We start from the raw sequence: 11039 nt of genomic DNA on the forward strand, positions 1-11039 counted from the left end.
GCTCAGGGCGTGAGGTGCTTGGCGACCGCCCTGACGAGGTCGGTCTTGGCAACCTGCAGCGCGAAGCGCCCGCCGCTGTCCGGGACCGGTTTCGCGTACCAGGGCAGCCCCCGGCGACGCCACTTGGCCGGCGTCACCTTCTCCGGGAGCAGCTCAGGCAGAGGCCAGGACCAGTCCCCGAGCCGGAGCTCAAGACGGCGCTGCCGCCCTGCCCGTCCTCCAGTACGGCGGCCAGGGAGCCGTCGGGGCGTGCGGAGGGAGTGCTCCGGCCGGTGAACTCCAGCTCGGTGGCCGCGTCGGCAGGCGGAGTTCGTCCTCGGCCCGAGTGCCGGCACCGTCGATGGCGCGGACATCGAGGCCTCCCAGGGCGCGTGAGCCCCCGGTGTGCCCGCTGTGGTGATCTCACCGTCCTCTCGTGAACGTCCTGCGCCGCCGGCTCAAAACCCCCCGATCGCCGTGATAGGGAAACCCCTACGGCTTGAACTCACCGGTAAGTAAGTCCTTGTCCGTACCCCCCTCATGTGGTGACAATGCGCATGACAAAAATGCGGGTGACCGGAAGTTCTTCGGTCACCCCTCTTCGTATGAGGGGACCCCCACATGAGAAAACCGCTCGGCGCCGCCCTCCTCGCCCTGGCGATAGCCGGGGCCGGCGCCGTACCCGCGGTCGCGGCTCCCGGGGACTCGGCCGAGTCCTTCGGCAAGAGCGCGGACACGGCCGGTGTCACGTCTGTGGTCAATGACGCCGTCGCATCCACCGCGCAGACCCTCGACCAGGTCCTGAACCCCAAGGTCCAGGCCGTCAACTTCGCGGGCACCGTCGCGCTCAGCAACTGTTCCGGCTCCGTCGTCCGCTTCTCGGACTCGGAGGACAACGACCCGGCGCTGGTGATGACCAACGGCCACTGTCTGGAGACCGGCATGCCCGGACCCGGCCAGGTCGTGGTCGACCGGGCCTCCAGCCGTACCTTCAGTCTGCTCAACTCCTCGGGCAGCCGGGTCGCCACCCTGCGGGCCAGCAAGATCGCCTACGGGACGATGACCGACACGGACGTCGCCTTCTACCAACTCACCACCACGTACGGGCAGATCAAGAGCTCGTACAACATCAACGCGCTCACCGTGGCCGAGACCCACCCGGTCGCCGGCACCGCCATCACCGTCGCCTCCGGCTACTGGAAGCGGCTGTACAACTGCAACATCGACGGGTTCGCGTACCGCCTCAAGGAAGGCGACTGGACCTTCAAGGACTCCGTCCGCTACACCTCCGCCTGCAACACCATCGGCGGCACCTCCGGCTCCCCGGTCATCGACCAGGCCACCAACAAGGTCGTCGCCGTCAACAACACCGGCAACGAGGACGGCGAGCGCTGCACGGTCAACAACCCGTGCGAGGTCGACGAGAGCGGCAACGTCACCGTCCGCCAGGGCATCAACTACGCCCAGCAGATCTACCAGATCCCCGCCTGCTTCGGCGTCGACAACAAGCTCGACCTGAGCGCGAGCGGGTGCGTGCTGCCCAAGCCGTAACCCGGCTACGCGGTTCCACGGATCGCCCGTCCCGCCAGTACGTCCGTGCGGCGGCCGTCCTCGATCACGAAACGGCCGTCGATCAGGACGTACGGGATGCCCGTCGGTAGCGTGCGTGGCTCCTCGAAAGTGGAGCCCGCCGCTACCGTCGCCGGGTCGAACAGCACCAGGTCCGCCCGGTGGCCCTCGCGGACCAGCCCCCGGTCCGGCAGCCGCAGCCGCGCCGCCGGGCGCGAGGTCAGATGGGCCACGCACTCCTCCAGGGACAGGATCCCCAACTCCCGTACGTACCGGCCGAGGTAGTGCGGGAACGTGCCGTACGCCCGCGGATGCGGCTTCGTACCGCGCAGGATGCCGTCCGAGCCGCCCATGTGCACGCGGTGCCGCATGATGGTCCGTACGTTCTCCTCGTGGCCCACGTGCTGCAGGATCGTCGAGCCCAGCCGGTCCGCCAGGAGCAGCCGGCGAGCGGTCACCCAGGGGGCCTCGCCGCGTGCGGCCGCCGACTGTTCGACCGTACGGCCGACGAAGTCCCCGAGCGCCGGGTCGCTCACGCCCGAGATCTCGATCGTGTCCCACTCGATCGGCACGCCGTGGCAGCCGTCCGCGCCGATGACCTCCATGTGGTGGCGGATGCGCTCGGCCGTCGCGTCGTCCGAGAGGCGGGCCAGGATCGCCTCGGGTCCCCCCTCGCTCGCCCAGCTCGGCAGCATGGCGACGAGAGTTGTGCAGCCGGGGGTGTAGGGGTAGGTGTCGAGGGTGATGTCGGCTCCGGACTCCAGCGCCTTGTCCAGGAGGGAGAGCAGCTCCGGCGCCCGGCCCTTGTTCACGCCGAAGTTCATCGTGGCGTGGGCCAGGTGGAGGGGGCAGCCCGCCTCCCGCGTCAGGGCCACCATCTCCTCGTACGCCTCCAGGGCGCCGGCCCCGTACGAGCGGTGGTGCGGGCAGTAGTAGCCGCCGTACGACGCCACCACCCGGCACAGCTCCGTCAGCTCGGCGTCCTTGGCGTACATGCCCGGCGTGTACGTCAGCCCGGACGACATGCCGACCGCGCCCTGCTCCATGCCCTCGGCGACCAACCGCCGCATCCGGTCCAGCTCGTCCGGCGTCGCCTCCCGGTCCTCCCAGCCGACGGCGAGCGCGCGGACCGTCCCCTGGGGGATGAGGTACGCCGCGTTCACGGCGATGCCCCGGCCTTCGAAACCGGCGTCGAGGCGGTCCAGGTACTCGCCCACCGTCCGCCAGTCGAAGTCGATGTCGTCGCCGGAGCCGTTCCAGCCGGTGATCGCGCGGCGGACCTCGGCGAGGGTGCGGTCGTCGACGGGGGCGTACGACAGGCCGTCCTGGCCGATGACTTCGAGAGTGACCCCCTGTGCGGCCTTCGCGCTGTGGTCGGGGTCCCGGAGCAGCGCCAGGTCGCTGTGGGCGTGCATGTCGATGAAGCCGGGGGAGAGGGCGAGACCCTCCGCGTCCAGTTCCCGGCGTGCCTTGGGCCGTTGGCAGCCGGCGGCGGCCGCCTCCTGGACGATGGACACGATCCGGCCGCCGTCCACGACCACATCGGCGCGGTAGGACGGACCGCCGCCGCCGTCCACGACCTCCGCGTCCCGAATGACGAGCTCTTCCACGACCGCCACCCCCTAGAAGAACGTGCGGATGTAGTCGACGACCGTCCCGTCCGCCTCCGCGACCGGAATCAGCTGCCACTTGTCGAACGACGTGCACGGATGGGACAGCCCCATGCCGAGCCAGTCCCCGACCTCCAGGTCCGCCTCCTGCGTCGTACGCAGCCAGGCGTGCTGATCCGACAGGGCGGTGACCGAGATGCCGGTCGCCGGGCGTTCCGGACCGCCCTCCCGGCGGACCACCTGGGCGAACGGCAGATCGAGGTCGTACGCCGCGTCCCGCTTGCCCGCGTTGACGAAGGCCTGCTCGGGGGAGGGGCGGGAGACGACCTGGGCCCACAGCCGGAAGGCGGGTTCGAGGGCGCCCTCCTCCGGGACCCGGTTGAACGGCGTCAGCTTGCGGTAGTGGCCGTCGTCGTGCGAGACGTACGCGCCCGAGCGCAGCAACTTCAGGACGGGCAGGGAGAGTTCGGGCATCTCGGTGAACACCTCCGCCACCGCGTCGAACCATGCGCTGCCGCCCGCGCTGACGACGATCTCGTCCAGCCCCGCGAACCGCCCCGCCTTGTCGAACTCGACGGCGAGGGTGACGAGCCGGCGCAGCCATGCGTGCACCCGCTCGGGGTTCGCCTGCGGAACCTCGCCCTCGTACCCCGCGACGCCGACCAGCCGCAGCGTGGACACGGCGGCCACCGCGTCCGCGACGGCCGCGCATTCGGCTTCCGTACGCACGCCGGTACGGGCGCCGTCACCGGCCGCCAGCTCGACGACGACGTCCAGCGGGCGACCGGCCCCGGCGTCCCGCAGCGCCGCGTCCATCTGCTCCACGCCGCGCACGGAGTCGACGTAACAGAGGAGACGGAAGTCCGGATCGGCGGCCAGCTCGCCGGCGATCCAGCGCAGGGCGGCCGCGTCCACCAGCTCGTTCGCGAGGAAGACCCGCTGGGTGCCGTACGCCCGCGCCACCCGCACCTGGTGCGGCACCGCGAGCGTGATGCCCCACGCCCCGTGCTCGATCTGCCGCTGGAACAGCTGGGGGGCCATGGAGGTCTTGCCGTGCGGCGCGAAGGCGAGGCCGTGGCGCGCGGCGTACGTCTCCATGAGGTCGAGGTTGTGCTCCAGGCGCTCGGCGGAGAGCGCGAGCACGGGGGTGGCGAAGCCGCCGGTGAAGAGGTTGCGGCGCTGGGCGGCCAGCTCGCCGACGGTCAGGCCGTCGGCGTCCGGGGGGAGGCCCTTGAAGCGGTGGTCGACGCGGTCCTCTGCGAGGCGGGCGAGTGCTTCGGAGGGGGTGTCGGCTGTCATGGAGCCTCCCTGATCTGGGGGGTTGCATTGTATGCAACGCTCATTGCGTATAGCGCTTACGGCTGTCTAACATCTCGGCCAACGCGGGGTCAACGGAGCCGCGTCCCGCGCAACCGCCGAGGAGCCACGACGATCGTGACTGTCACCGGACCGTGCAATGCCCTCGACGTCGTCGACGTTGTCGCGCTCGGCGAGTCCATGGTCACGTTCCTGCCCACCCGTCCGGGACGCCTCGCCGATGTGCCGTCGTTCGAGCGGGGGATCGGGGGTGCGGAGTCCAATGTCGCGTGCGGGCTCGCCGCCGCCGGGCACTGCGTGCGGTGGGTGAGCCGGGTGGGGGCGGACGGGTTCGGCGACCACTTGGTGGAGGCGATCGGGGGGTACGGCGTCGACGTCTCGGCCGTACGGCGGGATCCGGCGCGGCCGACGGGGGTGTACTTCCGCACGGCGGGAGACCGGGGCACGGCGGCCCATGAGGTGGCGTACTACCGGGCGGGTTCGGCGGCGTCGGCGATGTCCGTGGAGAACGTGGACCTTGGCGCGGTGCGTTCGGGGCGGGTACTGCATCTGTCGGGGATCACGGCGGCGCTGTCGGGTGGGTGCCTGGAGCTGCTGCGTGAACTCGTCGCCCGGCGGCCCGGTGGCCCGCTCATCTCCTTCGACGTCAACTACCGCCCGGGGCTGTGGCGGGACGCCGACGGGCCGAGGGTGCTGCTGGAGCTGGCGCGGGCCTGTGACTTGGTCTTCGTGGGTGCCGACGAGGCGGAGGCGGCTTGGGGGGTGACCGGGGGGCCGGAGGCGATCCGCGCGCTGCTGCCGGAGCCGGGGGTGCTGGTGGTGAAGGAGGGGGCGAGGGGCGCGACACTCTTCGACCACGCAACTGAGGCACCACGGCACACGCCGAACCCGCAAGCGGCCGCCCGACCGACTGCCTCCGCCGGCCCGCGGCGGGCCGACGGGCCGGCCCCGCTCGCCCAGCTGCGGCCGGCCGTCGGGCTGGGCCCGTCTGCTCAGCCGGGGTCGGTCGACGGGCCTGAGCGATCCGTCCAGTCGCGAGTAGCCGATGGGTCGGCCCCGTTGGCTCAGTCGCGGTCGGTCGATGGGTCGCATCCGTCCGCTCAGCCGGGGGTAGCCGACCGCTCGGCCCTGTCCATCCAGTCGCGGGGAGCCGATGGGCCGGACCCGGCCGCTCAGCCGCCGCCGGTCGACAGGCTGGACCCGTCCGCCCAGCCGCGGGCATTCGTGCCGCCCAGGGTGGTGCCCGACCCAGAGAAGGGCGGCGCCCCGTCGGGGCCGGGTTGCGCGACCCACCCCCGCCCGGCCCCCACGCCGGGTGACTCGCAGACCCACTCCGCCGAAGCTGCCTCGCCGGGCCCCGCACAGCCAACCGTCTTCGTCCCCGCCCCCCACGTCCACATCGCGGCAGCGACCGGCGCGGGCGACGCCTTCGCCGCCGGATTCCTCTCTGCCACCCTGCACGGGCTGCCGGTCCGCGACCGGCTGAGGCACGCCCACCTCTGGGCCGCCGCCACCCTCACCGCCCCCGGCGACCTCGCCCCACCCCCTTCCCGCGACCACGCCGACCGCCTGGTCGCCCTCGACGACGCCGCGTGGGAGAAACTTCGACTCGGCCCCGGCTGGACGCAAGCCGCAGAAGAACGGGCCGACGAGGAGGTACGTACGCCATGAGCCAGACCGTCGACCGCGCGCTGAGCATCCTGCCGCTGCTCGCCGAGGGGCCCGCCGACCTCGGTCAGGTCGCCGACCGGCTGGGGGTCCACAAGTCCACGGCCCTGCGCCTCCTGCGCACCCTCCACGAGCACGGCATGGTCTACCGCCAGTCCGACCAGCGCTACCGCCTCGGCGCCCGCCTCATCGCCCTCGCCCAGGAGGCGATGGAGAACCTCGACATCCGCGAGATCGCCCACCCCCATCTCGTACGTCTCAACGAGCAGTGCGGCCACACCGTGCACCTCGCCGTGTACGAGGAGGACGAGGTGCTGTACATCGACAAGGTCGAGAGCCGCTACCCCGTGCGGATGTACTCCCGGATCGGCAAACCGGTCGCCATCACCGTCGCCGCCGTCGCGAAGCTGCTCCTCGCCGACCTGCCCGAGCACGAGCGCCGGGCGCTGGCCGACAAGCTCGACTACCCCCTGTACACGGCCCGTTCCACCCCCAACGCACCCGCCTTCCTACGGGAGTTGGACAAGGTGCGCGAACAGGGCTGGGCCACCGACCTCGGTGGCCACGAGGAGTCCATCAACTGCGTCGCCGCACCGATCCGCGGCGCCGACGGCCGGGTCGTCGCCGCGATGTCGGTCTCCGCGCCGAACGTCGTCGTCACCGCCGACGAACTCCTCACCCTGCTCCCGCTGGTGCGCCGTACGGCGGACGACATCAGCGGCGAGTACTCCGGCAGGACCTCAGCGAAAGGCACCGCATGACCGAGAAGATCGCGCTCACCCCGAAGACCCACACCGCCCCGCCCGCCAAGTTCTCGCACGGCGTGAAGAAGGGGAACATCCTCCAGGTCGCGGGCCAGGTCGGCTTCCTCCCCGCGGTCGAGGGGCAGTCCCCGACGCCCGCCGGCCCCACCCTGCGCGAGCAGACCCTCCAGACCCTCGCCAACGTCAAGGCGATCCTGGAGGAGGGCGGCGCCTCCTGGGACGACGTCATGATGATCCGCGTCTATCTGACGGACGTCGCCCACTTCGCCGAGATGAACGAGATCTACAACGCCTACTTCGAGGCACAGGGCCTGACCCAGCCGCCCGCCGCGCGCACCACGGTGTACGTCGGCCTGCCGGCTGGGCTGCTCATCGAGATCGACGCGCTGGCCGTACTCGGCTGACGCCCACCCCTCCTCACACACCCCCCGCACGCCGTACACGGCATGGCGTCCGTCACCCCTGGGACGCCATGCCGCGATCCCCCCTGCCCGAAAGCTCGATGTACTTACCGCGAGGACCCCCGAATGTCCCCCTTGTCCCTCCCGCTCGCCGCATCCGCCCCAGCCGAGACACCACCCCACACCGGCGGACTGCTCCTCCTCATCGACGGTACGGCCGGACTGCTGACGGTCGCCGCCCTCGGCATCGCCCTGCTCCTGTTCCTGATCATCAAGGCGCGCCTGCAGCCCTTCGTGGCCCTCCTCGCCGTCTCCATAGCCGTCGGCCTGATGGCGGGCCTGTCGGTCACCGAACTCTTCGGTACCGTCCAGCGGTCCGACGCGGTGTCGACCATCGAGTCCGGCATGGGCGGCATCCTGGGCCATGTCGCGATCATCATCGGCCTGGGCACCATGCTCGGCGCGATCCTCGAAGTCAGCGGCGGCGCTGAGGTGTTGGCGTCCCGTCTGCTGAACCTCTTCGGTGAGAAGCGCGCCCCCCTCGCCATGGGTCTGACCGGCCTCATCTTCGGTATCCCGGTCTTCTTCGACGTCGGCATCTTCGTCCTCGCACCGATCGTCTACGCGGCGGCCAAGCGCTCGGGCAAGTCGATCCTGCTGTACTGCCTGCCGCTGCTGGCCGGCCTGTCCATGACCCACGCCTTCCTGCCCCCGCACCCCGGTCCGGTCGCGGCAGCCGGCCTGCTCCACGTCGAGCTCGGCTGGGTCATCCTCATGGGCGTCGTCTGCGGCATCCCGGCGGTACTGGCCGCGTGGGCGTTCTCCGGCTGGATCGGGCGGCGCATCTTCGTCGCCGTACCGCAGGACATGGTCGAGGCGGCGGCCGAGGCGAAGCAGGCGGTGATCGACGAGCAGCGGGCGGCCGGGGTCGAACCGCAGGAGAAGCCGGTCCCGCTCGGCACGGTCCTCGGCATCATCGGTACGCCGCTGGTGCTGATCCTGGCGGCGACGTTCTCCTCGATCGCCCTGGACCCGTCCACCACCCGCTCGGTGATCGAGTTCTTCGGCAACCCGTTCGTGGCCCTGACGATCGCCCTGCTGCTCGCATACTACCTGCTGGGCATCCGCCGCGGCTGGTCCCGCAAGTCCCTGGAAACGGTGTCGACTTCCTCGCTCAAGCCGGTCGGCAACATCCTCCTGGTCGTCGGCGCGGGCGGTGTCTTCGGCGCCATCCTCAAGGCCAGCGGTGTCGCCCAGGCCCTCTCCGACACGTTCAACGACGTGGGCCTTCCGGTGATCGTCCTGCCGTACCTGATCTCGGTGGTCCTGCGGGTCGCCCAGGGCTCGGCGACGGTCGCCATCGTCACGACGGCCGGCATCGTCGCCCCGCTCCTCACCGAGGGCGACCACTCCCAGCCCTTCGTCGCCCTCGTCATCATGGCCATCTCGGCCGGCTCGATCTTCGCCTCGCACGTCAACGACGGCGGCTTCTGGATCGTCGCCAAGTACTTCGGCATCAGCGAGCGGGACACGTTGAAGACGTGGACCGTGCTGGAGAGCGTGCTGTCGGTGGCCGGGTTCGTGGCCGCGGCGGTGTTGAGCTTGTTCGTGTGACGGCTGTGGCGTGTTCCTGCCGGGTCGCCTCGGGCGTCAACGACGGCGCCCGCGCGCGGAGCGCGCTGATGGATGCAGAGAGCCTGATCGTGTAACGATGCGGGGGCTGGTTGCGCGGGACACAGGGTTGTCGACCATACTGCTGCGCTGTGGAGCAGCGCATAGGTTCAGGCAGCCAGCCCCTGGAAGGCGCCGGGTTCGACCCGGCCTTCATCCCCGGGCTCACCTCGCCCGCGTCAGCCAGGCCGGAAGGCGTGAAGCCGCAGGGCGTCAAGGACGAGGACGTGACCGAGGAAGCCGTTTCCGAGGAGACGGAAGCCGAGGTGACCGAATCCGACGAGGAGGCCGAATCCGCGGAGACGGACCTCGAAGTCGCCGACGAGGCCGAGGACGATGACTTGGAGGGGGACGACGACGAGGACGAGGCGCCCGTCGACGGCCCCGTCTTCGACGCCGCCGACCGACGGGCCCGTATCGTCGCCGACCACAAGGGCGTCCGTCTCTCCCTGGACGACCAGGAGTGCGACTTCCGTTGGGACGAGATCGGCGCGATCGAGACGGAGGCCCCGCGCTTCGGGAAGCGTTTCACCGTCACGGTGCACACTCCTGACCGTCGCTGGTACCCGATCGAGATCGAGGCGACGGCCAGGAGCCGCTTCAAGGAGTGGGACGAGCAGTTGGACGCGGTTCTGGACGCCTACTTCGAAGACGGTGCCGAGGAAGCGGACGCCGAGGAAGCCGACGCCCGGTAACTAGCTGCAGTACTGGGCTTCCTTGCCGATCGACCGGTACATACAGTCCGCGTTCTCCAGTAGCTGCAACACCGCATCCCGGTTCCGGGACGTCTCCCGCTCGATCACCTCGTCGGGCGGGTAGAAGCCCCCACCCGCACTGGACGACGGGTACATCTCGAAGGTGTACCCGAAGATCTTCTGGCTGCCCCACAGCCAGTCGTCGATCGACCCGTCGGTGATGTACAGGTCACTGGACTGCTCCGCCGTATATCCGTTGCTGGCCGCCATCTTCTGCCCGACGGTCGCGAACGCGTTGCGGTCGTCGGCGGTCATGCCGGTCGTCGTGTCGGAGTACGTGTACCCGAAGGGCCACAACACCAGCTCGCTGTAGGTGTGGAAGTCGACTCCGGCCTTGATCTGCTGAACCCCGCCGACCACGCGGCTGCGCACGAAGTTGGCGACGACCTTGACCTCCGGCGCCGACTCGGCGGAGGCGCCCCGGTAGGTGTCCGAGGACGGCGATCCCGACGAACCGCCGCAGCAGCCCCACCGGTAGTTCCAGTTCCGGTTCATGTCCGTCCCGACGTACGACGAACCGGAGTTGGGCTGCCGGTTCTTGCGCCACGACCGGTACGAGCCGGTGGCGATGTCGTACTCGCCGCCGTCCGGGTTGAGGTCGGGCACGATCCAGATCTCGCGGTTGTTCACCATGCTGGTGACCCGCGAGTCGGTGCCGTAGTCGGAGGTCAGCTCGCGCAGCAGATAGAGCGCCATCTCGACGGTGAGGTGCTCACGGGCGTGCTGGTGGTGGGTGAAGAGGACCTCCGGCTCGGACTCGTCGGTCCCCACGTTGTCGCTGATCTTGATGGCGACGATGTTCCGGCCCTGGTACGACTGCCCGATCACGCGCTGGCTCGCGATGGAGGAGTTGGCCGAGACGAGGGAGTTGATCTCGCTCGTCATCTCCGCGTAGTTGTGATAGCGCGAGTCGCCGGACGGGAAGTCGTAGAGGCGGACGTCGTCCTCGCCGGAGGAGCGGTCGGGGACCGCGCCGAGCGGGGTGACGTCGTAGCCGAGGTCGCGCAGCTTCTTGATCTGGTCCGTGCGGCCGGAGACGACGACACCGTGGCCGTGGACCTCGTCCACGGTCACGCCCGTCCGCTGAAGTGCGGTGCGGTCCTTGGCCGTCGAGTGCATGTGCACCTCGTACTGCCGGGCGTCATCGGTCGAAGAGGCCGCCTTGGAGGCGCTGTCGGCGTTCGCGGAGACGTTGGCGGACAGGGGCGCCGCCAGGGCGAGAGCGAGCAGGGTGGCGAGCGCGGCGGCACGTCTGCCGCTGCGGGCGCCTGAGCCGCGTGTGCGAAGTCGCATGAATTCTCCTTG

10 protein-coding genes and 1 pseudogene are annotated in these 11039 nt (G+C 70.4%); 7 read left to right on the forward strand and 4 right to left on the reverse strand.

What is annotated here, in order from left to right; genetic code table 11:
• Positions 1-2 precede the first annotated feature (2 nt).
• Positions 3-137 carry a hypothetical protein gene (locus tag ACIREI_RS24570; protein WP_403336523.1) on the reverse strand — a complete coding sequence of 45 codons (135 nt, stop codon included), beginning with the start codon at positions 135-137 and terminating at the stop codon, positions 3-5.
• 463 nt (positions 138-600) lie between these two features.
• Here ACIREI_RS24570 and ACIREI_RS24575 point away from each other — a divergent pair, with 463 nt between their 5' ends.
• Entirely contained in the window at positions 601-1530 is a 930-nt protein-coding gene (locus tag ACIREI_RS24575; protein ID WP_403336525.1) for a serine protease, read from the forward strand.
• Positions 1531-1535: 5 nt separating this feature from the next.
• Here ACIREI_RS24575 and ACIREI_RS24580 read toward each other — a convergent pair whose 3' ends face one another.
• Positions 1536-3158: an amidohydrolase family protein gene (locus tag ACIREI_RS24580; protein WP_403336528.1), complete on the reverse strand. Its 1623-nt coding sequence runs from the start codon at positions 3156-3158 to the stop codon at positions 1536-1538.
• 12 nt (positions 3159-3170) lie between these two features.
• Positions 3171-4457, reverse strand: a complete 1287-nt coding sequence (locus tag ACIREI_RS24585; RefSeq protein WP_403336531.1) for an amino acid deaminase — start codon at positions 4455-4457, stop codon at positions 3171-3173.
• Between the two features lie 135 nt (positions 4458-4592).
• On the opposite strand from ACIREI_RS24585, the pseudogene ACIREI_RS24590 reads away from it, so the two are divergent.
• From ACIREI_RS24590 to ACIREI_RS24615, 6 genes and pseudogenes are all read left to right on the forward strand, one after another.
• A pseudogene (locus ACIREI_RS24590) lies at positions 4593-5331 on the forward strand (sugar kinase); the annotation flags it as partial.
• Positions 5332-5714: 383 nt separating this feature from the next.
• Positions 5715-6146: a PfkB family carbohydrate kinase gene (locus ACIREI_RS24595; protein ID WP_403336777.1), complete on the forward strand. Its 432-nt coding sequence runs from the start codon at positions 5715-5717 to the stop codon at positions 6144-6146.
• Positions 6143-6904 (forward strand): IclR family transcriptional regulator, encoded by a 762-nt coding sequence (locus tag ACIREI_RS24600; RefSeq protein WP_403336534.1) that lies wholly within the window; start codon positions 6143-6145, stop codon positions 6902-6904. Before ACIREI_RS24595 ends, ACIREI_RS24600 begins: the two co-directional genes overlap by 4 nt.
• Entirely contained in the window at positions 6901-7311 is a 411-nt protein-coding gene (locus ACIREI_RS24605) for a RidA family protein (protein ID WP_403336537.1), read from the forward strand. Before ACIREI_RS24600 ends, ACIREI_RS24605 begins: the two co-directional genes overlap by 4 nt.
• Before the next feature lie 123 nt (positions 7312-7434).
• Positions 7435-8922, forward strand: a complete 1488-nt coding sequence (locus ACIREI_RS24610) for a GntP family permease (RefSeq protein ID WP_403336540.1) — start codon at positions 7435-7437, stop codon at positions 8920-8922.
• A 149-nt stretch (positions 8923-9071) separates the two neighbouring features.
• On the forward strand, positions 9072-9674 hold the full coding sequence (locus tag ACIREI_RS24615; RefSeq protein WP_403336543.1) for a hypothetical protein: 603 nt from the start codon (positions 9072-9074) through the stop codon (positions 9672-9674).
• On the opposite strand, the gene ACIREI_RS24620 is transcribed toward ACIREI_RS24615, so the two are convergent.
• The gene (locus tag ACIREI_RS24620) at positions 9675-11027 is read right to left on the reverse strand and encodes a M14 family metallopeptidase (protein ID WP_403336544.1); all 1353 of its coding nucleotides are present in this window, start codon (positions 11025-11027) and stop codon (positions 9675-9677) included.
• Between the last annotated feature and the right edge of the window lie 12 nt (positions 11028-11039).

It is taken from the genome of Streptomyces sp. NPDC093591, from assembly GCF_044764885.1.
GTDB lineage: Bacteria > Actinomycetota > Actinomycetes > Streptomycetales > Streptomycetaceae > Streptomyces.

What these genes read in the sequence shown, in the direction of transcription:
- ACIREI_RS24600 (WP_403336534.1), top strand. Translation starts at nt 6,143, where the DNA reads ATGAGCCAGACCGTCGACCGCGCGCTGAGCATCCTGCCGCTGCTCGCC.
- ACIREI_RS24610 (WP_403336540.1), top strand. Translation starts at nt 7,435, where the DNA reads ATGTCCCCCTTGTCCCTCCCGCTCGCCGCATCCGCCCCAGCCGAGACA.
- ACIREI_RS24585 (WP_403336531.1), bottom strand. Translation starts at nt 4,457, where the DNA reads ATGACAGCCGACACCCCCTCCGAAGCACTCGCCCGCCTCGCAGAGGAC.
- ACIREI_RS24620 (WP_403336544.1), bottom strand. Translation starts at nt 11,027, where the DNA reads ATGCGACTTCGCACACGCGGCTCAGGCGCCCGCAGCGGCAGACGTGCC.
- ACIREI_RS24575 (WP_403336525.1), top strand. Translation starts at nt 601, where the DNA reads ATGAGAAAACCGCTCGGCGCCGCCCTCCTCGCCCTGGCGATAGCCGGG.
- ACIREI_RS24605 (WP_403336537.1), top strand. Translation starts at nt 6,901, where the DNA reads ATGACCGAGAAGATCGCGCTCACCCCGAAGACCCACACCGCCCCGCCC.